Below are 21,158 nucleotides of genomic sequence, written 5' to 3'. Positions count from 1 at the left end.
GTAGCCACACCCGCGACGAAGGGGGACCCCCGCCATGGCCGACAGCGTGCTCTACGAAGTGACCGACGGACTCGCGAAGGTCACGATCAACCGGCCCGACGCGATGAACGCCATGAACACGGAGGCCAAGGTCGCCCTGCGCGACGCCGTGCAGGCGGCGGCCGCGGACCCGGCCGTGCGGGCCGTGCTGCTGACCGCCTCCGGCACCCGGGCGTTCTGCGTGGGCCAGGACCTCAAGGAGCACATCGGCAACCTGGCGGCGGACCGCGAGAGCGGCTCGACGCTCACCATGAGCACCGTCTCCGAGCACTACAACCCGATCGTCCGGGCCCTCACCGAGATGCCCAAGCCCGTGGTGGCCGGGGTCAACGGCGTCGCGGCCGGGGCGGGCTTCGGGTTCGCGCTGGCGGCGGACTTCCGCGTGGTCGCCGACACCGCCTCCTTCAACACCTCGTTCGCGGGTGTGGCCCTGACCGCCGACTCCGGCGTCTCCTGGACCCTGCCCCGCCTGATCGGCGCCTCCCGGGCCTCCGACCTGCTGCTGTTCCCCCGCTCCATCAAGGCGCAGGAGGCGTACGAGCTGGGCATCGTGAACCGCCTCGTCCCGGCGGACTCGCTGCACGCGGAGGCCGAGGCGGTGGCCCGGGCCCTCGCCGCCGGCCCGACGGTGGCCTACGCGGCCCTGAAGGAGTCCCTCGCGTACGGGGCCTCCCACAGCCTCTCCGAGGCCCTGGAGCGCGAGGACGTCCTCCAGACCCGTGCGGGCGCCTCCGAGGACCACTCCATCGCCGTCCAGGCCTTCCTCGCCAAGCAGCCGCCGCGGTACCTCGGCCGCTGACCGGTCACCGGGGGCTCACGCCCCGCGGGAGACGCAGCCCGCCAGGTGGTCGTCGACCAGGCCGCACGCCTGCATCAGGGCGTAGGCCGTGGTGGGCCCGACGAAGCGGATGCCCGCCTTCTTGAGGGCCTTGGCCAGGGCCGTGGACTCGGGGGTGACCGCCGGCACGTCGGCGGTGGTCCTCGGGGCCCGGCCCTTCTTCTTCGGGGCGTGGGACCAGATCAGCGCGTCCAGCTCGCCGGGCTCCCAGCCGGCCAGCACCTTGGCGTTGGCGAGGGTGGCCTCGATCTTGGCACGGTTGCGGATGATCCCCTCGTCCGCGAGGAGCCGCTCGGCGTCGGCCGGGCCGAATCCGGCGACCGTCGCGATCCTGAAGTCGCCGAAGGCCTTACGGAACCCTTCGCGCCGCCGCAGGATCGTCAGCCAGGACAGCCCCGACTGGAAGGCCTCCAGGCAGAGCCGCTCGTACAGGGCGTCGTCGCCGTGGACCGGCTTGCCCCATTCGGTGTCGTGGTAGGCGACGTAGTCCTCCGTGGACAGGCCCCAGGGGCAGCGCAGGGCGCCGTCCGGGCCGGCCAGCGGACCGGCGCCGCTCACCGCTCGTCCTTGGTGAGGTCGACGGGCCGGTCGGCGGGGGCCGGAGCCGCCGCCGGAGCCTGTGCGGCCGCCGGGGTGCGGGCCGCCGTCAGCTCCGCGATCCGCGCGTCCCGCTCGGCGAGCTCCGCCGCGAGCCGGTCCAGTACGTCGTCCACCTCGGCCATCCGGTAGCCGCGCGGCGCGAGGGGCAGCCGCAGCGCGTCGATGTCCTCCCGTACCACCGGACGGGTCTCGGGCAGGGCGTCGGCCACCCGGTCGGGTTCGGCCTCGGGCAGGACGGCCTCGGCGCCTCCGCCGATGACCGCGAGGGTGACCGCGGCCACGACCACGACCAGCGCGATCAGCAAGAACCAGAACACGATCAACTCCCCTGAGAGACTCCGGCCACCAGGTTAAGGTCGCAGACGAGGCGCGAGGGTCGCCGAAGGAGGAAAGAGCGGGATGCTGCGACTGGGCAGGCGCGAGTTCGACACGCACGAGCCGGTGATCATGGCCATCGTGAACCGGACCCCCGACTCGTTCTACGACCAGGGCGCCACCTTCCGCGACCAGCCCGCGCTGGACCGGGTGGAGCAGGCCGTGGCCGAGGGCGCGGCGATCATCGACATCGGCGGGGTCAAGGCGGGTCCGGGCGAGCACGTGGACGCGGTGGAGGAGGCCCGGCGCACGGTCGGCTTCGTGGCGGAGGTGCGCCGCCGCCACCCGGACGTGGTGATCAGCGTGGACACCTGGCGGCACGAGGTCGGCGAGGCCGTCTGCGAGGCCGGGGCGGACCTGCTGAACGACGCCTGGGGCGGGGTGGACCCGAAGCTGGCGGAGGTGGCGGCGCGCCACGGGGCGGGCATCGTCTGCACCCACGCGGGCGGGGTGGAGCCGCGCACCCGGCCGCACCGGACCTCGTACGAGGACGTGATGGAGGACATCCTGCGCGTGACGGTCGGGCTCGCGGAGCGGGCCGAGGCCCTGGGCGTGCCCCGGGAGTCGATCATGATCGATCCGGGTCACGACTTCGGGAAGAACACCCGGCATTCGCTGGAAGCCACGCGCCGGCTGGCGGAGATGACCGAAACCGGTTGGCCGGTCCTGGTCTCGCTGTCCAACAAGGACTTCGTCGGCGAGACCCTGGACAGGCCGGTCAAGGAGCGGCTGCTGGGCACCCTGGCGACCACGGCGGTGTCGGCCTGGCTCGGGGCCCAGGTCTACCGGGTGCACGAGGTGGCGGAGACCCGGCAGGTCCTCGACATGGTCCGCTCGATCCAGGGGCACCGGCCGCCGGCGGTCGCCCGGCGCGGGCTGGCCTGAGCCGGCCCGCGCCGCGGGCGGCCGTTACTTGCCGACTTCCTTCGTGACCAGGGCGATCGCCTCGTCCACGTCGTCCGTGAGGTGGAAGAGGTAGAGGTCCCTCTCGGAGGCCTTGCCCTGGGCGATGACCGTGTTGCGCAGCCAGTCGACGAGACCGCCCCAGTACTCGGTGCCGAAGAGCACGATCGGGAACCGGGTGATCTTCTGCGTCTGGACCAGGGTCAGCGCCTCGAACATCTCGTCCAGGGTGCCGAACCCGCCGGGCAGCACCACGAAGCCCTGGCTGTACTTAACGAACATCGTCTTGCGGACGAAGAAGTACCGGAAGTTCAGCCCGAGGTCGACGTGCTGGTTGAGCCCCTGCTCGAAGGGGAGCTCGATGCCGAGGCCGACCGAGATCCCGTTCGCGTCGCGGGCGCCCTTGTTGGCCGCCTCCATCGCGCCCGGTCCGCCGCCGGTGATGACGGCGAAGCCGGCCTCGACGAGGGCGCTGCCGATCCGTACGCCCGCCTCGTAGTCCGGGGAACCCACCGGGGTGCGGGCCGAGCCGAACACGCTGATCGCGGGCGGCAGCTCGGCGAGCGTGCCGAAGCCCTCGATGAACTCCGACTGGATGCGCAGGACCCGCCAGGGGTCGGTGTGCACCCACTCGGAGGGGCCGGCCGAGTCCAGCAGCCGCTGGTCCGTCGTGCTGCCCGCCTGGACCTGACCCCGCCTGCGCAGCACCGGTCCGAGCTGCTGCTCCTCGGGGCGCCGCGGCCCGTTGCCTTCGGAGTTGCCCATGATGTGCTCCCTCCTGCTGATCGTTGGATCAGGTTAGGCGCACAAAAGTGACGGGAGGGGGAATTCAGGAGGTCAGCCAGGCACGGAGTCGTTCCTCGCAGTGCAGGATCGCCTTGGTCTCGACCCGCTCGTCGACCTTGTGGGCGAGCAGCGCGTCGCCCGGACCGTAGTTGACGGCGGGGACGCCGAGGGCGCTGAAGCGGGAGACGTCCGTCCAGCCGAATTTGGGCATGGCGTGTCCGCCGACGGCCTCCATGAACGCGGCGGCCGCCGGGTGGGAGAGGCCGGGGAGGGCGCCGGGCGAGGAGTCGTCGACGGTGAAGGAGTCGACGCCGCAGTCGGCGAAGACCTCCTTGACGTGGGCGAGCGCGTCGGCCTCGCCGCGGTCGGGGGCGTAACGGAAGTTGACCGTGACCGTGCAGGCGTCGGGGATCACGTTGTTGGCGACGCCGCCCTCGATGCGGACGGCGTTGAGGCCCTCGTGGTACTCCAGGCCGTCGATGACCGGCTTGCGGGGCTCGTAGGCGGCCAGCTTCGCCAGGATCGGGCCCGCGGCGTGGATGGCGTTGGAGCCCATCCAGCTGCGCGCGGAGTGGGCGCGCTCGCCGCGGGTGTGCAGCAGGACGCGCAGGGTGCCCTGGCAGCCGCCCTCGACCTCGGCGTTGGAGGGCTCCAGCAGGACGGCGAAGTCGCCCGCCAGCCAGTCGGGGTGGGCGGCGGCGACCTTGCCGAGGCCGTTGAGGTCGGCGGCGACCTCCTCCTGGTCGTAGAAGACGAAGGTGAGGTCGCGGTTGGGCTCGGGCACGGTGGCGGCGATCCGCAGCTGTACGGCGATCCCGGACTTCATGTCCGTCGTGCCGCAGCCCCACAGGACGTCGTTCTCGTCCAGGCGGGACGGGACGTTGCCGGCGATCGGCACGGTGTCGAGGTGGCCGGCGAGTACGACCCGCTCGGCGCGGCCGAGGTGCGTACGGGCGACGACGTTGTTGCCGTGGCGGTCGACGGTGAGGTGCGGAAGGCGGCGCAGGGCGTCTTCCACGAGGTCGGCGAGCACCTTCTCGTCGCCGCTCTCGGAGGGGATGTCGACGAGGCGGGCGGTCAGCCCGGCGGCGTCGAGGGTGAGGTCGAGCTCGGATTCGGACATGAACCGACCCTAACGCCCCGGGATGGGCGGGTACCGGCAGCGTCCGGTCGGTGGACGCCATATCGGCCTCAAGTACGGTGGGCCGCGTGTCCGAGACCGATCGCCCCCGTCCCCGCCGCCGCGGGCCGCTCCGCGCGGCCGTCGGCCTGGCCGTCCTGCTCGCGGTGATCGGATACGTGCTGGTGCACCACTATTCCAACGGCGGGGCCGGCGCCCCGCACTGCACGGTGACGGCGAAGGGCTCGGGCGCCGGGTCCGACGGGGCCGTGCAGACGTACGAGATGAGCCCCGAGCAGGCGTCGAACGCCGCGACGATAGCCGCCGTCGGGATCTCGAAGGGCCTGCCGGACCGGGCGGTGACGATCGCCCTGGCGACGGCGATGCAGGAGTCGGGGCTGCGCAACCTCGACCACGGGGACCGGGATTCGCTGGGCCTGTTCCAGCAGCGGCCCTCGCAGGGCTGGGGCACCCCGGAGCAGATCATGGACCCGGTGTACTCGGCGGGGATCTTCTACGACCGGCTGGTGGAGGTCAAGGGCTACACCCGGCTGCCGCTGACGGTGGCGGCGCAGCGGGTGCAGCTGAGCGGGTTCCCGCAGGCCTACGCGAAGCACGAGCCGGACGCGACGGTCGTGACGGCCGCCTTCGGCGAGGGCGAGGCTCCGGCCACGCTGACCTGTGTCGGGCCGGCGCCGCTGAAGGGCGACCCGGAGAAGGTGCGCACGGAGCTGGGGCGGGCGTTCGGCAAGGAGGCCCTGGGGGCCGGCCGGCCCGTGCTGCACGCCGGTCCGAAGGGCGCCGAGGCGACCCCGGCGGCGAGTGCGACCCCGAAGGCCGGGGCGGGTACCGCCCCGAAGGCCGGCGCGAGCCCCTCGGCGGGCGCCGGGGCGCTCCCGTCGGCCGGTTCCGGCGGGGCGGCGGCGGGGCCGTCGCAGCCGCCGGCCACTCCGGAGGCCGAGGTGGACCTGTGGCTGAAGGAGGGGGGCGGGGCGGCCGAGGCCCGTCGGGGCCGCGCGATGGCGCACTGGGCGGTCGCCCGGTCCAAGGAGCTGGGCATCTCCCGGGTCTCGTACGACGGTTCCTCCTGGGTCGCGGGCGAGAACCGGGGCGAGTGGCGGCGCAAGGGGGCCGGCGGTGCGAAGGGCGGCGCGGCCGCCGACCCGTACGCGGCGGTCGCGGACCAGGTCCGGATCTTCCTGGCGCGCGGCGCCGGCTGAGACCGCCGGGCGGGGGCGCACGGCTGTGACGTGCGCCGTCCTGCCGACGGGACGTGATCGTTCGCGCGTGCGGCCCGTCCCCCGGGAGGGGGTGGCCGGGTACTCCCCCGCGCGGCGGTGTCGACGGGCAGAAGCCCTGGTGGGCGCCGGTCCGATGGGTTTGTCACGGAAGCCGATTAAACGATGCGTTACCGATCCTTTACCCGGCCGGTCCGCAACTCGGCGCCCCCCGGGAGCGGTTGTACACGGCGTACGCAGCCGCTACCGCTTAGGAGCATCATGTCCCTCCCCCTGACCCGCCGGATCGCCCGCGCCGCGCTTCTCCTCGCAGCCGGTACCGCTCCCGTGGTCGGTGCGGCCGGCGCGGCCAGCGCCGCGGGCCTGGAGTCCGTGCCGCAGCTGGGCACGCTCGCCGCCCCGGACACCGCCGACGCCACCGCCGCCACCGGGGCGGCCACCGGCGCGGCCACCGAGGTCGCCGGCACCGCAACCAAGGCCGTCCCGGCCGCCGCCCCCGCCTCGGACGTGGCGGGCGGCGCGGGCAAGATGCTGGGCGGTCTGCCGGTGGCGCAGCAGCTGCCGGTGGGCCACGACCTGCCGGTCGGCGCGCTGCCGCTGGGCTCCCTGCCGCTGGGCGGCTGAGCCGCCGCACGCACGGACACCGAGGGGCCGGGAGCGCGCAGCTCCCGGCCCCTCGGGGCGTCCGGCGCCCGTCCGGCCGTCCGGCGGGGTCAGCCGAGGCGCTTGACGGCGGCCTCGACCCGCTCGTCGGTGGCGGTGAAGGCGACGCGGACGAAGCGTGCGCCGGCCTCGCCGTAGAAGTCGCCCGGCGCCACCAGGATGCCGAGGGACGCGAGGTGGGCCACGGTGTCCCAGCAGGGCTCGTCGCGGGTCACCCAGAGGTAGAGGCTGGCCTCGCTGTGCTCGACGCGGAAGCCGTGCGCCTCCAGGGCGGTGCGCAGCGCCTCGCGGCGGGCGGCGTAGCGGCCGCGCTGCTCGGCCACGTGCGCGTCGTCGCCGAGGGCGGCGACGACGGCGGCCTGGACGGGGGCCGGGGTCATCATGCCGCCGTGCTTGCGGATCTCCAGCAGTTCGGCGAGGACGTCCTCGTCGCCGGCGATGAAGGCGGCCCGGTAGCCGGCCAGGTTGGAGCGCTTGGAGAGCGAGTGGACGGCGACGAGGCCCTCGTAGGAGCCGCCGCAGACATCCTCGTGCAGGACGGAGACCGGCTCGGCGTCCCAGCCGAGTTCCAGGTAGCACTCGTCGCTGAAGACCAGGATCCCGTGCTCGCGGGCCCAGGCGACGATCCGGATCAGCTCCTCCTTGCCCAGCACCTTTCCGGTGGGGTTGGACGGGGAGTTGAGCCAGAGCAGCTTCAGGCCGGCCGGGTCCAGTTCCGTCGGGTCGTCGTAGACGACGGCCTCGGCGCCGCACAGCCGCGCGCCCACCTCGTACGTGGGGTAGGCGAGGCGGGGGTAGGCCACCTTGTCCCCGGCGCCCAGGCCCAGCTGGGTGGGCAGCCAGGCGACGAGCTCCTTGGAGCCGACGACGGGCAGCACGTTGCGGTGTCCGGCGGCGCTCGCGCCGAGCCGGCCGCGCAGCCAGCCGGTGATCGCGTCGCGCAGTGCGGGGGTGCCCCACACGGTGGGATAGCCCGGGGAGTCGGCGGCGCCGATCAGGGCGTCCTGGATCAGCTGCGGCACCGGGTCGACGGGCGTGCCGACGGACAGGTCGACGATGCCGTCCTCGTGCGCCGCCGCCGTCTTCTTGTACGGCTCCAGCTTGTCCCAGGGGAACGTGGGGAGACGGTCGGAAACTGCGGCCACGGTGCTCTGCTCTCTCTCAGGGGCGGGAAAGGTACGGGAAAACGGCTCGGTCCCGCGCGGCAGCAGTGCCGTACGGGACCGAGGGGCGCGTCTGCCGTGAACGGTCAGTGCTCGCCGTTGATACCGGCGGGCAGCGCGGCGACAAAGGGGTGGTCGCGCTCGATCAGACCGAGCTTGGAGGCACCACCGGGCGAGCCGAGCTCGTCGAAGAACTCGACGTTCGCCTTGTAGTAGTCCTTCCACTCCTCCGGGGTGTCATCCTCGTAGAAGATGGCCTCGACCGGGCAGACCGGCTCACACGCACCGCAGTCGACGCACTCGTCCGGGTGGATGTACAAGGACCGCTGGCCCTCGTAGATGCAGTCGACGGGGCACTCTTCGATACAGGCCTTGTCCTTGACGTCGACACAAGGCTCCGCGATGACGTAGGTCACGCTCTCGTTCCTCCTCGGTAGGGCTGTCCATTCGCGCGGGAGCGCGGCGTCGTCGATGCCCGCACCTAGTATCTCCGTTCCCGGGCACGATCCGAACAGGAGGGGCGGACAGAGCTGTGGAAATCACTGCCGGTGGGCTGCTGGAGATCCGTATTACCCCGGCTGACGTGGGCAGACGGGTCTCTGTACGACGGGTGCAGGAGGGTGTCGGCGGCTCCCCCGCCTTCACCGACGCGGTCGGGGTTCTCACATCCTGGACCGGGGGTGTGCTGACGATCACACGCAAAGACGGCGTGTCCGTCCACATCGCGGAATCCTCGCTGGTCGCGGGCAAGGTGGTGCCGGCCGCGCCGGCCCGCCGCAGGGGTCCGGCGGCCTCCTTCGAGGAGCTGGCGCGGGTCACGGCCCGGGCGTGGCAGCCGCTGGAGAGCGAACCGCTGGGCGGCTGGACGCTGCGGGCGGCCGGCGGGTTCACCCGGCGGGCCAACTCGGTGCTGGCCCTCGGCGACCCCGGCATACCCCTGGACGAAGCACTCGCGTGGGTGACGGCCTGGTACGCGCGGCGGGACCTGCCCGCCTACGTGCAGGCCGCGACGGGCGCGGCCGGCACCCAGGAGGTGCTCTGCGCGGAGCTGGAGCGGCGCGGCTGGGTCAACGAGGTCTCGGCGGAGGTCCGGACCGGGGGCCTGGCCCCGGTGGCGGACCAGGACGCGGACGTCTCCGGGGTACGGCTGACCCGCGAGCCGGACGAGGAATGGCTGGGCCGCTACGGCAAGGTTCGCGACCCGGACCTGGCCCGGCGGGTGCTGGTGGCGGGCCCGTCGGTGTGGTTCGCCTCGCTGGACGGCGGCCGGTCGGTCGGGCGGTGCGTGGTCGACGGCCGCTGGGCCGGGTTCGGCGCGGTCACCGTCGATCCGGAGCACCGCCGGCGGGGGCTGGCGACGGCGGTGATGACGGCGCTGGCCCGGCGGGCGCTGGAGGAGGGCGCGTCGGCGGCCTGGCTCCAGGTGGAGACGGACAACGCCGCCGCGCGGGCCCTGTACGACGGCATGGGCTTCGCCGTCCACCACGCCTACCACCACTTCCGCGCCGGGGCCGGGGCATGAGCGCGGCCACCCGGGAGCTGTTCGCGCAGGAGGCCCGCTCCGAACGGCCGGACCTGGCGCTGCTGTGCCTGCTGCTGGCGGCGGAGGCCGACCCGGAGCTGGACGAACGGGCCATGGACTGGGCGCAGATGGAACTGGACCGGCTGGCCGGGTTGCTGCCGTACGGGCTGCGCTCGCCGAAGGCCTGGGCGGCGGCCGTGACGGACCTGCTGGGCGGCCGGATGGGCTTCCACGGCACCCCGAAGGACTACGACCGGCTGGAGTCCTCGCTCCTGCACGAGGTGCTGCGGCGCCGGCGGGGCCTGCCGATCCTGCTGTCGGTGGTCTGGCTGGAGGTGGCCCGGCGGGCGGGGGCGCCGGTGTACGGGCTGGGGCTGCCGGGGCACTTCACGGTGGGCTTCGGGGACCCGGAGGAGGGCGTGGTGGTGGACCCCTTCGCGGGCGGCGCCTCGCTGGGCGCGGGCCCGGCGGAGCTGGCCCGGGGGCCCCGGACGCCGGCGCGCACCCTGGACATCGTCCTGCGGGTCCTGGGCAACATCCGGGTGTGGGCGTCGGCCCGTCCGGAGCACTCGGCGGTCGCCCTGTGGTCGCTGGACCTGTCGCTGCTGCTGCCCTCGCATCCGGCGGCGCTGCGCTACGAGCGGGCCCGGCTGCTGGTGGAGCGGGGTTCCTTCCAGGCGGGGGCGGCGGAGATGGACGCGTACGCGGTGGTCATGGACGCGGTGGACCCGCAGGCGGCGACCCGCATCCGCGCGGAGGCCGCCTCGGCCCGCGCCCTGCTCAACTGACCGGGGCGTCCTCGGCCGTCCGCGCGGCGGCCTCGGCCTGCCGTCTGACCTCGGTCAGCCGGCTGTTGCTCAGGACCGGCAGCACGAGGAGGGAGACGACGGCGATGGCCGCCCCGCCCGCGTAGAAGGAGGCCGGGACCCCGAAGGCCCCGGCCACCGCGCCGCCCGCGACGCCGCCGACGGCGAAGGAGCCCACGGCGACGACCCGGTAGACGGAGGTCACCCGGCCCATGAGCTCGTTCGGGACGATCTGCTGGCGCAGGGTCACCATGTGGACGGACACGACGAGGACGACGAAGCCGTCCAGGGCCATCAGGGCGACGGTCACCGCCGGGCTGAGGGCGAGGCCCAGTCCCGCCGTGGCGGCGGCCGACAGCAGACCGGTCACGAGGAGCAGGGTGCCGGGCCTGAACCAGCCGCCGACCCGGCCCGCCGCCATCCCGCCGAGGACGGCGCCGACCGCGCCGGCGGCGAGCATCACGCCGTACCCCTGGTCGGAGACGCCGAGTTCGTCCTGGGCGAGCAGGACCAGCAGGCCGTAGCCGGCCGCGGCGGCGGCGTTGCCGACGGCGGCGACCAGGCTCAGGGCGCGCAGCACGGGTGAGGACCAGTACCAGCGGGCGCCGACGGCGATGTCCTCGCGCACGTTCGCGACCGTCAGCGGTCCGCCGTCCGGGTCGTCCGTCCGGCGCGCCGCGGGGATGAGGGCGAGCAGGGCCACGGCGGCCAGGTAGCCGGCCGCGCCCAGGGCGAACGGCGCCGCGGCCGCGGCCGCGAAGAGGAAGCCGCCGATCGGCGGGCCCGCGAACTCGTTGCAGACCACGAAGGTGGTCTGCAGCCGGCTGTTGGCGCGGGTGAGTTCCCCGGGGCCGACCAGCATCGGCACCCAGGCCGCCGAGACGCTGTCGTAGAGGGTCTCGGCGGTGCCGATCGCGAAGAACACCACGTACAGCAGCGGCATGGACAGGGTGTCGGCGAGGACGGCCGCCGTGAGCGCGGCGAAGGCCGCCGCGCGGATCCAGTTCGCGCTCTGCGCCACCTTGCGGCGGTCCAGGCGGTCCGCGAGGGCTCCCGAGACGAAGGCGAGGACCAGCCAGGGGGCGCGTTGGGCGACGGTGATCCCGGCGATCAGGGTGGGATCACGGGTGAGGGTGGCCGCCAGCAGGGGCGCCGCGGCCAGGCTCACGCCGTCCGACAGGTTCGACGCGGCGGTCGCCGCCCACAGTTTTCTGAACACCGGGGCAGTCTGGTCAAAATCCCCTGGTCAGAGCCAGCCCTTTTCCCGGGCCGTGCGGATCGCCTCGGCGCGGTTGCGGGCCGCCAGCTTCTGGATGGCGGTCGAGAGGTAGTTGCGGACCGTGCCCTGGGACAGGGAGAGGGCCGCCGCCAGTTCGGCGTTGGTCGCGCCGTGTTCCGCCGCGCGCAGTACCTCCCGTTCCCGCTCGGTGAGCGGGTTCGCGCCCTCGGCGAGGGCGGCCGCCGCGAGACCGGGGTCGATGACGCGTTCGCCCGCGAGGACCCTGCGGACCGCCTCCGCGAGCTCCGCGGCCGGGGCGTCCTTGACCAGGAACGCGGAGGCTCCGGCCTCCATCGCGCCGCGGAGGTAGCCGGGGCGGCCGAAGGTGGTCACGATGACGATCTTGAGGTCGGGGAGGGCGCGGCGCAGCGCCCCGGCCGCCTCGATCCCCGTCATCCCCGGCATCTCGATGTCCAGCAGCGCCACGTTCACATCGTGCGCCAGGGCCGCCGGGAGGACCTCGTCGCCCCGTGCCACCTGGGCCAGCACCTCGATGTCCGGCTCCAGTCCCAGGAGCGCCGCGAGGGCCTCGCGCACCATGGACTGGTCCTCCGCCAGGAGGATGCGGATGGGGGCCGGGGCGGCTTCGGAGGCGTGCGTCATGACCGGGATCCTAGGGGGACCCGCGCCAGCAGCCGGAAGCCGGTCTTCCCCGCCGGGCCGGCCCACAGCGTGCCGCCGACCGCTTCCAGACGCTCCGTCAGGCCGGTCAGGCCGTTGCCGGGGGTCGCGGAGCCGCCCGCGCCGTCGTCGGTGACCGACAGCTCCAGCACCGGGCCGGCCAGCGTCTGCCGGGGCGTCAGGGTGACCGTGCAGCGCTTGGCCCCGCTGTGCCGGACCACGTTGGTCACCGCCTCGCGCAGCGACCAGGCCAGGGCGCACTCCTGCTCCTCCGGGACCTCGTCGGTGAAGTCCGCGGGCAGGTCGGCCTTGACCCCGGCCGCCGCCAGCGCCGTCCGGGCGCCGGCGAGTTCGCCGGGCAGGGTGGGCCGCCGGTAGCCGCTCACGGCCTCCCGTACGTCGACCAGCGCCTGCCGGGACACCTTCTCGATGTCCGCCACCTGCTGGGCGGCCCGGTCGGGGTGGTCGGGCAGCATCCGGCCCGCGAGCTCGCTCTTGAGCGTGATCAGCGACAACGAGTGGCCCAGCAGGTCGTGCAGGTCGCGGGCCATGCGCAGGCGTTCCTCGTTGGCCGCGAGCTGGGCCACGGTGGCCCGGGCCTGCCGGAGCTCTATGGTGGTCCGGATCATCGCGCGGACCCCGACCATGGCGAACCCGCCCATCAGGGCCGGGATCAGCAGCCCCCACAGGTAGTCGCCGCCCTCCGGGACCGTGAGGGCCAGCGCCGTCAGGAGCGCCGTCGCGGCGGGCACCGTGTAGCGGGAGACCTTCGCGGGCAGCGCGGCGCCGGAGGCGATGGAGACGTAGACGAAGAGCACGAGCCACTCGCGGCCCAGGGCCAGCGAGAGCGCCGCGGCCTCGGCGCTGAGCACGGCGAGCGACAGCAGGACCGGCCGGACCGGCTTCTGCCGGTCCGGCCGGAACACCAGCACCAGGTACCAGGCGATGAACCCCAGCAGGCCCAGCCCGCCGAGCAGCCGGGCGCCGTCGCTGTGCCCGCCGCGCACCAGGTCGATCACCGGGGCGCCGAGGTAGAAGAGCCAGATGGCGATCCAGAGGCTCTTGACCGCCTTGTGGACGGTGCTCTCGGGTGCCCGGACGGCCTGCTGGACGTCCCCGTCCTCGTGCGTCAGCGCCACGGTCCTACGCCTTCAGTGAGTCCTTGCGGTACAGCCAGGCGGCCGCACCCGTGAACAGTACGAAGTACACGGCGAGGATCGCCACGTCCTTGGCGTGCGGGGCGCCGCCCAGCTCGATGGCCTGGCCGAGGCCCGCGTAGGCGTGGGTCGGCAGCCACTCGCAGATGTCCTGGAGCCACTGCGGGAACGCGGCGGTGGGCATCCACAGGCCGCCGAGGATCGACAGGCCGAAGTAGAAGAGCATGCTCAGGGGGCGGACGTTGTCCGCGCTGGCGAGGTAGCCGATGGCCACGCCCAGCGCGGCGAAGACGAGGCTGCCGGCCCAGATGGACCCGGTGAGGGCGAGCCACTGCCAGATCTCGAAGCGGACGCCCTTGGCGACGGCGGCGACGAGGAAGACCACCAGGATGGCCGGCAGCGACAGCACGCCCGCGCTGGCGGTCTTGCCGAGCACGTAGCCGTGGCCGGGCAGCGCGGTCAGGCGCAGCTGGCGCACCCAGCCGGCCTCGCGCTCCTTGGCGATGCGTTCGGCGTTGCCGACGAGGACGGCGGTGAGGGCGCCGAAGGAGGCCATGGCGACCATGTAGAAGGCGGGCATGGTCAGTTCGGTGCCCATGACCTTGGTGGTGCCGTCGAGGGTGCCGCCGAGCATCAGGAAGAGGGCGGCCGGGTAGAGCAGCGTGAAGAAGATGTACTTCTTGTTCCGCAGCGCGCGGGTGATCTCCAGCTTGACCAGGTTGAGCGTTCCGGTGTTCACGATGCGTCGGCCTCCTCGGCCTCGGTGAGGGCGATGAAGGCCTGTTCCAGACCCAGGCCCGCGACCTCCAGGTTGCGGGGGTAGAGGCCGAGCGCGTACACCGCGTGGACGGTGGCGTCGGCGTCGCGCGACTGGAGCCGCACGGTGGTGCCGTTGACCTCGAAGGCGGTCAGGCCGGGCAGGGCGCGCAGGATCTGCCCGTCGATCTCGCCGTCGAGGTCGAAGGCGATCTTCCGGGCGCCGGCCTTGGCCTTGATCTCGGCGGCGGTGCCGTCGGCGAGCAGCCGGCCCTTGTTGAGGACCAGCACCCGGTCGGCGATGGCGTCCGCCTCTTCCAGGTAGTGGGTGGCGAACAGGACCGTGCGGCCCTGGGCGGCCTGCTCCCGCATGGTGGCCCAGAAGGCCTGGCGGGCGGTGACGTCCATGCCGGTGGTCGGCTCGTCCAGGATGATCAGGTCGTTGTGCCCGGCGGTGGCGAGGGCGAAGCGCACGCGCTGCTCCTGGCCGCCGGAGAGCTTGTTGACCATCCGTCCGGCGATCTCCTCGATGCCGGCGCGGGAGAGCACCTCGTCGACCGGGTACGGGCGGGGGTGCAGGGCGCAGCCGAGGGTGACGAGCTCGCGCACGGTCACCTCCTCCATCAGGCCGCCGCTCTGGAGCATGGCGCCGACCCGGCCGGCCGTGACGGCCTCGCGGGGGGTGGTGCCGAAGAGGCTGACGGTGCCGGAGTCCGCGGGGCGCAGGCCCAGGAGCAGGTCGAGGGTGGAGGACTTGCCCGCGCCGTTGGGGCCGAGGAGCGCGACGGTCTCGCCCGGGTGGAGTTCGAGGCTGAGGCCGTCGACGGCCCTGACCTGGCCGTAGTTCTTGGTCACGTTCTGGAAGCTCACCACGGTGCCGCTGCCGGCACCGCGTGCGGGTCCGGGGGCTCCGGACTGCGTCGCGGTCGTCGTCGTCATGCACCGAGCTTCTCGCGGACGGGGGTCCGCGCGGCAGTGTCTTCAGTCGTGACAGCTGCATGACAGATGTCATGCGAGCGGGGTGACATCCCTGGTCGGGCGGGGTGCCGGGACGTGTGGAGCCCCTTCCCGGGGTCCGGGAAGGGGCTCCTGACGGCGGGAGAGCGGCGTCAGTTGGCGTTCGTGTCGATCGTCACGACGCGCTCGGCCGGGGTCTTGCCGAGGAGGCCCTTGCCGAGGGCGCCGGAGACGTCCTGCGGGGTGACGGGGGTCTTCGCGCCGGTGCCCCGGGTGACCAGCACCCCGTCGAAGGCGTTGCCGTAGGTGGCCTTGAGGGCCTCCAGGTCGTACTTCTCGACGAGCTTGCCCTGGACGGGGACCATGCTGAGGATCTTCGGCAGGGACTTGGCGCCGAAGGCCAGGGACTTTGTGCCCGCCTTGACGGTGACCGGGGCGGACATGGCCGGCTCCGCGAACTCCTTCATCGCCCGGTTCAGTTCCGCCTGGCTGATGGTCGGTTCCTTGCTGACGGTGGGGAGTTCGACGGGGGCGGCCTTGCCGTTGGCGACGAGCTCGCGGAAGGCCTTGGTGACCTTGTCGACGGAACTGTCCACGTCCAGGCTGGTGCCGGCCTTGCCGGGGACCGCGACGGGCTTGCCGGTGTCGAAGGTGATGGTGCCCTCCGTGGCGGTGCCGGCGGTGCCGGCGAGCTCCTGGAGGGATCCCTTCAGCTTCTCCTCGTCGACCGGCATGACGGCGGCGGCCGTGCGCTCGACGCCGAACAGCGAGCCGATGACGGTGACCGGGTTGTAGTCGCTGCCGGTGGCGTTGCGGACGGTGGTCTGGCTGTCGAGGGTCAGGCCGGCCTTCTCGGGCTTCAGCTCGACGGACTTGCCGCCGACGGTGAGCTGGAGCGGAGTGGCGGAACGCTTGCCGAAGGCCGTCTGGAGCTTGGCCACGGCGTCGTCGCGGCTGCCGCCGATGTCGACGCCGAGGACCTGGGTGCCCTTGGGGATGTCGGAGTGGTTCATGAGCAGCCCGGCGCCGTAGGCCACGGCGACGAGGCCGACGAGGCCGCCGCCGAGCAGGACCAGCTTGGAGCGGCCCTTCTTCTTGGCGGGCTTGCCGGCGGGGGCCGCCTTGCCCGGCTTGGCGGACTTGCCGGCGGGGGCGGGCGCGGGCGTCGGCAGGGGCGGCCGGGGGCCGGGCGGCGGGGCGGCCGGGCCGGGGCGGGAGCCCGGGGCGGCGGTGTCCGGGGCCTCGGGACCGGGCCAGCGCGGGGTCTCGTCGACCCCCACCGGGACGGTGCCGAACGCGGGCCCGCCGGTGGGCCCGGCGGGCTCCGTGAAGGCGGGGAAGGCCTCGGTGGACGGGCCGCCGTCGTATCCGGCGTACCCCTGGTCCGAGCCCACGCCGGGGCCGCCGAAGGCGGGGCCGGGGGCGGGCGCGAAGCCGGCCCCGGTGCCGGGGGCGGGCGCGGGGGGCTGCGGGCGGGCGGGGGCGGCCGGGGGTGCGAAGCCGGCGCCGGTGCCGGGGCCGGTGCCGTTGTGGGCGGCGGTGCCCGGGGCGGTGCCCGGCCGGTTGCCGTGGCCGCCGCGCGGGCCGTTGCCCGGGCCGGCGTCGAAGCCCTGGGCCGGGGCGTTGCCGGGGCCGCCGCCCATACCGCCCGCGCCGGGCGCGGAGGAGCCGTAGCTGGCGGCGGGCGCCGGGGCCGCGGGGGCGGACGGCGGGGGCGCGGCCGCCTTGCGCGGGGCGAACCAGCCGCCGCCCGACGGGGCTTCGGCGGCGGGCGCGGACTGCGCCGCCGGGGCCTGCGGGGCCGGGGCGGGCGCGGAGGGCTGGGCGCCGGGCCGCGAGGGCAGGGCGGCGCGCGCGGCGGCCGGGGCCTGGCCGCGCGGTGCCGGCTCGGCCTCGGCGGAACCGGCGGGGGCCTCGCCCGAGGCGTCCTTCACCGGCTTGCGGACGACCACCGGCGGGATCGGCCGGGAACCCGGGATGTTGATCCGGATCCGGGTCGTCAGGGTGGTCTCGGTCTTCGGCCCGTCGGTGTCGGGCGTGGACGGGTTCGACGTCACAGGATTCTCCTCCGGGGCGGTCGCCGCGCCAGGCCGAGGCGGCAGGGACGTGGGCGCGGACTGGCCGGTTCCATACGGCGGCGTACCCGAGGGGTAGGCGGCTCCACCGTGCCCTTGGGGCCCGGGGGACGAACTGTCAGTTTCACGACTCAAGGCAGGTTCTCCCGGTTGGCTCCGCCGCCCGCAACCGTGCGCGGGCAGCTCGGCGGCCCGTCCACCATACTGGCCGCCGCGCGCACGCAACCGTCCCCGGGGAATGAAAGGTTCCTCTTAGCTTTCCGGAGCCCTCGCCCCGAGGGCCCGTCAAACCCCCGCAACCCGTCCCCGATCGGAGGTCGCGGGAGTTCGGCGGCCCGTCAGCCGCGCGGTTCCACGGCCGAAACAGGCGGTTCCACCGGACCGCGCATCGTGGCGCAGATCACAGCGATCGCACTTCCCCCCAAAAGGTATGCGTACATGCCCATTCCGGAGGAACCGAGCAGGAAGTCCCCTTCGGGGCGCGGGACCCCGAGGAGGACGTACGAGAGGAACCAGCCGGCCGCCGCGACGCCCACGCCGAGCCCGCCGCCGAGGGCGACCCGGGCACCGAGGAAGAGCCCGAGGAGGGCCAGTACGGCGAGCAGCAGCCCGGCCGGGAACCACAGGTCCACCACGAGCCAGCCGGCCAGGCCGGTGGCCGTGCCCGCCACCAGCAGGCCCAGCAGGGCGGCGATCCGCCCGGCGGTCGGCGCCGTCCTCACGCCTCCACCCCCGCGAAGAGGTCCCGCTCGCGCTCGCCGGCCGGGGCTCCGGACGCGCCGACGGCCAACTCGTAGTACTCGCGGGCGAACAGCGGCTGGGCCAGGTCGTTGGAGAGCGCGAAGAAGGGGCCGTCGACGGCGATCTGGGTGGCGTGCGCCCGCATGGCGGCCGCCTTGGCCTCCGCCAGCCGCCGCTCGCCCTCCGCGTCGCCGATCTCGGCGGTGATCCGCTCGTCGGGGACGACGCCGGGGACGTCGGCCGGGGTGGCGAGGCCGGGGAAGGGCAGTTCGGCGCCCAGCTCCCGCAGCCGCGCGAAGCCCTCCTCGACGACGGAGAGGGGGACGCGGTTCCAGTAGACCTTCGCGATGGCGTGCGCGGCGCCCAGCTCGGGGCGGTGGGCGGGGTCCGCGGCCAGCTCGGCACCGCGCATGGCGACGCGGTGGGCCTGGATGTGGTCGGGGTGGCCGTAGCCGCCGTCCGGGTCGTAGGTCACGAGGACCTGCGGGCGCAGCTCGCGGATGACGGCGACGAGGTGGTCGGCCGCCTCGTCCACACCCGTGGACCAGAAGGCGCCGGGGCGGGTGTTCTGCGGGGCGCCCATCATCCCGGAGTCCCGGAAGCGGCCGGCGCCGCCGAGGAAGCGGTGGTCGGCGACCCCGAGTTCCTTCATGGCGGCGGCGAGCTCGCCGACCCGGAAGGCGCCGAGGGTGTCGTCGCGGTCCGGCGCGAGGTGGGCCAGCTCGGGCGGGATGACCTCGCCCTCCTCGCCGAGGGTGCAGGTCACCAACGCGACGTGGGCGCCTTCGGCCGCGTACTTGGCCATGGTGACGCCGTTGTTGATCGACTCGTCGTCGGGGTGCGCGTGCACGAGGAGCAGACGACGGGCGGGAAGACCGTTCATGGGGTCAGCCTACGAGCCGCACCTACAGCTTGAGGCCACTGATCATGTTCGCCACGTTGGAGGTGAGCTGGCTGAGGGTGGGAGCCACCGTCGAACTCGCCAGGTAGAACCCGAGCAGGACGCAGACGAACGCGTGCCCCGCCTTCAGTCCCGACCTCCGGACCAGAAGGAAGACGACGATCGCCAGCAGCACCACGGCCGAGATCGATAGCGCCACGGCGTTTCACCTCCACGTCGAGCGGACATCGGTACGCGTACTCGTGCTCGGCGATTCATACCCACCGTGCGCTACGGATCATAACTATCCGTACCAGCGGATCGGTCGAATTCCGGCAGCACGAGGGGCGCATCCCGCGCACGCCGGGGGGCGTGGAAAGGCCGGACGGGCGGCCCGCGCGCCCGCCCATCCGGCCGCCGCGGCCCGTACGGCCGTATCCGGCCCGGCCGGCCGGGACCGGAACTCGGGGCAGAATCGGTCAAGTCGCCCGCCCGGCAAGTCGGTTGGACCCGGAGGGGCACCCCGTGGGCGGACTATGCGGGGTGGCCGGAAATGATCGGTCCCGGGAGGGGCCCCCGGCGCCTTGCGGCCGTGCCCTACTCCCCCCTCAGCGGGGCCGGCGGGGGCGGCAGTTCCCCGGGCGCGGGGACCACCTGCCGTTCCGCGGCGAAGTGGCAGGCCGACGGGTGGGCCGCGGGCCCCGAGGGGAAGACCGGTGGGACGGTCAGCGGCGGCACCTCCGTGGCGCAGCGGGATTCGGCCTTCCAGCAGCGGGTGCGGAAGCGGCAGCCCGAGGGCGGGTTGGCCGGGGAGGGCACATCACCGGAGAGCAGGATCCGGTCCCGGTGGGCGCGGGCGTCGGGGTCGGGCACCGGGACGGCGGAGAGCAGGGCCTGGGTGTAGGGGTGGGTGGGGTGTTCGTAGATCTGGGTGTCCGTGCCGGTCTCCACGATCCGGCCGAGGTACATGACCCCGACCCGGTCGGAGATGTGCCGGACGATCGAGAGGTCGTGCGCGATGAAGACGTAGGAGAGGCCGAAGTCGGCCTGGAGGCGGGCGAGGAGGTTGACCACCTGGGCCTGGACGGAGACGTCGAGGGCGGAGACCGGCTCGTCCGCGACGATCACCTCCGGCCGCAGCGCAAGGCCGCGGGCGATGCCGATGCGCTGGCGCTGGCCGCCGGAGAACTGGTGCGGGTAGCGGTTGATGTACTCGGGGTTCAGGCCGACCACGTCCAGGAGCTCCTGGACCTTGCGCCGCCGGTCGCCCTTCGGGGCCGCCTCGGGGTGGATCTCGTACGGCTCGCCGATGATGTCGCCGACCGTCATGCGCGGGTTCAGCGAGGTGTACGGGTCCTGGAACACCATCTGGATGTTGCGGCGGACGGCCTTGAGGGCCTTGCCCGACAGCTTGGTGATGTCCTCGCCCTTGTACGAGATCGACCCGGCGGTCGGGCGTTCCAGGTGGACCAGCATCTTGGCGACGGTGGACTTCCCGCAGCCGGACTCGCCGACGATGCCGAGGGTCTCGCCGGCCGCGAGGGCGAAGGAGACCCCGTCGACGGCCTTGACCGCGCCGATCTGCCTCTTGAAGAGGACGCCCTGGGTGAGGGGGTAGTGCTTGACGAGGTCGCGGACCTCCAGGAGGGGCTCAGCCACCGAGGCACTCCTTCCAGAAGAAGCAGGCGCTGGCCCGGTCCGGGGCGACCTCGGCGAGCGGAGGGACCTCGGTGCGGCAGACGGGCCGGGCCATCGGGCAGCGCGGGTTGAAGGCGCAGCCGGGCGGGATGGCCAGCAGGTTCGGGGGCAGGCCCTTGATGGCGTACAGCTCCTGGCCCTTCTGGTCCAGGCGCGGGATCGACTCCAGCAGGCCCCGGGTGTAGGGGTGGGCGGGCGACTTGTAGACGGCGTGGACGGGGGCGGACTCGACGATCCGGCCCGCGTACATGACGGCGATCTTGTCGGCGACGTCGGCGACGACGCCGAGGTCGTGGGTGATCAGGATCAGCCCCATGTCGAGTTCCCGCTGGAGCTCGGCGAGCAGGTCCATGACCTGGGCCTGGACGGTGACGTCGAGGGCGGTCGTGGGTTCGTCGGCGATGATCAGCGAGGGCTCCAGCGCCAGCGCCATGGCGATCATGATGCGCTGGCGCATGCCGCCGGAGAACTGGTGCGGGTAGTCTCCCACGCGCTGCCGGGCGGCGGGGATCTTCACCCGGTCCATCAGCTCGACGGCCTTGGCGCGGGAGTCCTTGCGGGACATGCCCCGGTGGACCTCGTACATCTCGCCGAGCTGGGCGCCGACGCTGAGGACGGGGTTGAGGGAGGACAGCGCGTCCTGGAAGATCATCGCCATTTCGGCGCCGCGGATCCTCCTGCGCTCCTCTTCCTTCATCTTCAGCAGGTCCTTGCCCTTGAAGAGGATCTCGCCGCCCGCGATCCGGCCGGGCGGCATGTCGAGGATCCCCATCACGGCCTGGGCCGTCACCGACTTCCCGGAGCCCGACTCGCCGAGGACGGCGAGCGTCTCCCCCTCGTCCACCGAGTAGTTCACCCCGTTGACGGCCTTCGCGACCCCGTCCCGGGTGGTGAACTCCACGTGCAGGTCGCGGACTTCGAGCAGCATCTGGCGGCTCACT

General features: G+C 73.6%; 23 protein-coding genes. 6 read left to right on the top strand and 17 right to left on the bottom strand.

Annotation, left to right across the window (positions count from 1 at the left end; all coding sequences use genetic code 11):
- Window positions 1-34 precede the first annotated feature (34 nt).
- Window positions 35-838 (top strand): 2-cyclohexenylcarbonyl CoA isomerase, encoded by an 804-nt coding sequence (gene chcB, locus ACZ5NJ_RS18410; protein ID WP_468766079.1) that lies wholly within the window; start codon window positions 35-37, stop codon window positions 836-838.
- Window positions 839-853: 15 nt separating this feature from the next.
- Here the strand turns inward: chcB and ACZ5NJ_RS18405 are convergent, their stop codons facing one another.
- The gene (locus ACZ5NJ_RS18405; protein WP_468766078.1) at window positions 854-1,435 is read right to left on the bottom strand and encodes a DNA-3-methyladenine glycosylase I; all 582 of its coding nucleotides are present in this window, start codon (window positions 1,433-1,435) and stop codon (window positions 854-856) included.
- On the bottom strand, window positions 1,432-1,800 hold the full coding sequence (locus tag ACZ5NJ_RS18400) for a DivIVA domain-containing protein (RefSeq protein WP_468766077.1): 369 nt from the start codon (window positions 1,798-1,800) through the stop codon (window positions 1,432-1,434). Before ACZ5NJ_RS18400 ends, ACZ5NJ_RS18405 begins: the two co-directional genes overlap by 4 nt.
- Window positions 1,801-1,876: 76 nt before the next feature.
- Here ACZ5NJ_RS18400 and folP point away from each other — a divergent pair, with 76 nt between their 5' ends.
- Window positions 1,877-2,737, top strand: coding sequence for a dihydropteroate synthase (gene folP / locus ACZ5NJ_RS18395; RefSeq protein WP_468766076.1), 861 nt, complete (start codon window positions 1,877-1,879; stop codon window positions 2,735-2,737).
- Between the two features lie 24 nt (window positions 2,738-2,761).
- On the opposite strand, the gene ACZ5NJ_RS18390 is transcribed toward folP, so the two are convergent.
- Together ACZ5NJ_RS18390 and dapE are read right to left on the bottom strand one after the other, a co-directional pair.
- Entirely contained in the window at window positions 2,762-3,520 is a 759-nt protein-coding gene (locus ACZ5NJ_RS18390; protein WP_468766075.1) for an LOG family protein, read from the bottom strand.
- A gap of 64 nt (window positions 3,521-3,584) precedes the next feature.
- Complete coding sequence (gene dapE, locus ACZ5NJ_RS18385; RefSeq protein WP_468766074.1) at window positions 3,585-4,664, bottom strand: succinyl-diaminopimelate desuccinylase; 1,080 nt, start codon at window positions 4,662-4,664, stop codon at window positions 3,585-3,587.
- Between the two features lie 86 nt (window positions 4,665-4,750).
- Here dapE and ACZ5NJ_RS18380 point away from each other — a divergent pair, with 86 nt between their 5' ends.
- Both ACZ5NJ_RS18380 and ACZ5NJ_RS18375 read left to right on the top strand, forming a co-directional pair.
- Entirely contained in the window at window positions 4,751-5,881 is a 1,131-nt protein-coding gene (locus ACZ5NJ_RS18380) for a hypothetical protein (protein WP_468766073.1), read from the top strand.
- Between the two features lie 279 nt (window positions 5,882-6,160).
- Entirely contained in the window at window positions 6,161-6,523 is a 363-nt protein-coding gene (locus ACZ5NJ_RS18375) for an ATP-binding protein (RefSeq protein WP_468766072.1), read from the top strand.
- 89 nt (window positions 6,524-6,612) lie between these two features.
- On the opposite strand, the gene dapC is transcribed toward ACZ5NJ_RS18375, so the two are convergent.
- Both dapC and fdxA read right to left on the bottom strand, forming a co-directional pair.
- Window positions 6,613-7,707 (bottom strand): succinyldiaminopimelate transaminase, encoded by a 1,095-nt coding sequence (dapC, locus tag ACZ5NJ_RS18370; RefSeq protein WP_468766071.1) that lies wholly within the window; start codon window positions 7,705-7,707, stop codon window positions 6,613-6,615.
- Window positions 7,708-7,811: 104 nt separating this feature from the next.
- Complete coding sequence (gene fdxA / locus ACZ5NJ_RS18365) at window positions 7,812-8,141, bottom strand: ferredoxin (RefSeq protein ID WP_030011906.1); 330 nt, start codon at window positions 8,139-8,141, stop codon at window positions 7,812-7,814.
- Between the two features lie 116 nt (window positions 8,142-8,257).
- Between fdxA and ACZ5NJ_RS18360 the strand changes: the two genes are divergently transcribed.
- Entirely contained in the window at window positions 8,258-9,247 is a 990-nt protein-coding gene (locus tag ACZ5NJ_RS18360) for a GNAT family N-acetyltransferase (RefSeq protein WP_468766069.1), read from the top strand.
- The gene (locus ACZ5NJ_RS18355; RefSeq protein ID WP_468766068.1) at window positions 9,244-10,035 is read left to right on the top strand and encodes a transglutaminase-like domain-containing protein; all 792 of its coding nucleotides are present in this window, start codon (window positions 9,244-9,246) and stop codon (window positions 10,033-10,035) included. Before ACZ5NJ_RS18360 ends, ACZ5NJ_RS18355 begins: the two co-directional genes overlap by 4 nt.
- Here the strand turns inward: ACZ5NJ_RS18355 and ACZ5NJ_RS18350 are convergent.
- The 11 genes from ACZ5NJ_RS18350 to ACZ5NJ_RS18300 form a co-directional block, all read right to left on the bottom strand.
- The gene (locus ACZ5NJ_RS18350) at window positions 10,028-11,272 is read right to left on the bottom strand and encodes an MFS transporter (RefSeq protein WP_468766067.1); all 1,245 of its coding nucleotides are present in this window, start codon (window positions 11,270-11,272) and stop codon (window positions 10,028-10,030) included. The genes ACZ5NJ_RS18355 and ACZ5NJ_RS18350 overlap by 8 nt on opposite strands.
- 27 nt (window positions 11,273-11,299) lie before the next feature.
- The gene (locus ACZ5NJ_RS18345) at window positions 11,300-11,935 is read right to left on the bottom strand and encodes a response regulator (RefSeq protein WP_468766066.1); all 636 of its coding nucleotides are present in this window, start codon (window positions 11,933-11,935) and stop codon (window positions 11,300-11,302) included.
- Complete coding sequence (locus tag ACZ5NJ_RS18340; protein ID WP_468766202.1) at window positions 11,932-13,086, bottom strand: sensor histidine kinase; 1,155 nt, start codon at window positions 13,084-13,086, stop codon at window positions 11,932-11,934. The genes ACZ5NJ_RS18345 and ACZ5NJ_RS18340 overlap by 4 nt, the downstream gene beginning before the upstream one ends.
- Window positions 13,087-13,096: 10 nt before the next feature.
- Complete coding sequence (locus tag ACZ5NJ_RS18335) at window positions 13,097-13,852, bottom strand: ABC transporter permease (protein ID WP_468766201.1); 756 nt, start codon at window positions 13,850-13,852, stop codon at window positions 13,097-13,099.
- Window positions 13,846-14,805: an ABC transporter ATP-binding protein gene (locus ACZ5NJ_RS18330; RefSeq protein ID WP_468766065.1), complete on the bottom strand. Its 960-nt coding sequence runs from the start codon at window positions 14,803-14,805 to the stop codon at window positions 13,846-13,848. The genes ACZ5NJ_RS18335 and ACZ5NJ_RS18330 overlap by 7 nt, the downstream gene beginning before the upstream one ends.
- Window positions 14,806-14,975: 170 nt before the next feature.
- Window positions 14,976-16,880, bottom strand: a complete 1,905-nt coding sequence (locus tag ACZ5NJ_RS18325) for a peptidoglycan binding domain-containing protein (RefSeq protein WP_468766064.1) — start codon at window positions 16,878-16,880, stop codon at window positions 14,976-14,978.
- Between the two features lie 356 nt (window positions 16,881-17,236).
- Entirely contained in the window at window positions 17,237-17,620 is a 384-nt protein-coding gene (locus ACZ5NJ_RS18320) for a DUF6113 family protein (protein WP_468766063.1), read from the bottom strand.
- The gene (gene mshB / locus ACZ5NJ_RS18315) at window positions 17,617-18,522 is read right to left on the bottom strand and encodes an N-acetyl-1-D-myo-inositol-2-amino-2-deoxy-alpha-D-glucopyranoside deacetylase (protein WP_468766062.1); all 906 of its coding nucleotides are present in this window, start codon (window positions 18,520-18,522) and stop codon (window positions 17,617-17,619) included. The genes ACZ5NJ_RS18320 and mshB overlap by 4 nt, the downstream gene beginning before the upstream one ends.
- A 22-nt stretch (window positions 18,523-18,544) precedes the next feature.
- Window positions 18,545-18,739 (bottom strand): hypothetical protein, encoded by a 195-nt coding sequence (locus tag ACZ5NJ_RS18310; RefSeq protein WP_042809907.1) that lies wholly within the window; start codon window positions 18,737-18,739, stop codon window positions 18,545-18,547.
- Between the two features lie 377 nt (window positions 18,740-19,116).
- Window positions 19,117-20,178, bottom strand: coding sequence for an ABC transporter ATP-binding protein (locus ACZ5NJ_RS18305; RefSeq protein WP_468766061.1), 1,062 nt, complete (start codon window positions 20,176-20,178; stop codon window positions 19,117-19,119).
- A complete protein-coding gene (locus tag ACZ5NJ_RS18300; protein ID WP_468766060.1) occupies window positions 20,171-21,145 on the bottom strand; it encodes an ABC transporter ATP-binding protein in 975 nt (324 codons plus the stop codon). The genes ACZ5NJ_RS18305 and ACZ5NJ_RS18300 overlap by 8 nt, the downstream gene beginning before the upstream one ends.
- Between the last annotated feature and the right edge of the window lie 13 nt (window positions 21,146-21,158).

The sequence above is a fragment of the Streptomyces sp. NPDC032091 genome (assembly GCF_055580265.1).
Note: the sequence above shows the minus strand (reverse complement) of the source record. Positions and strands in the feature narration are given on the sequence as shown.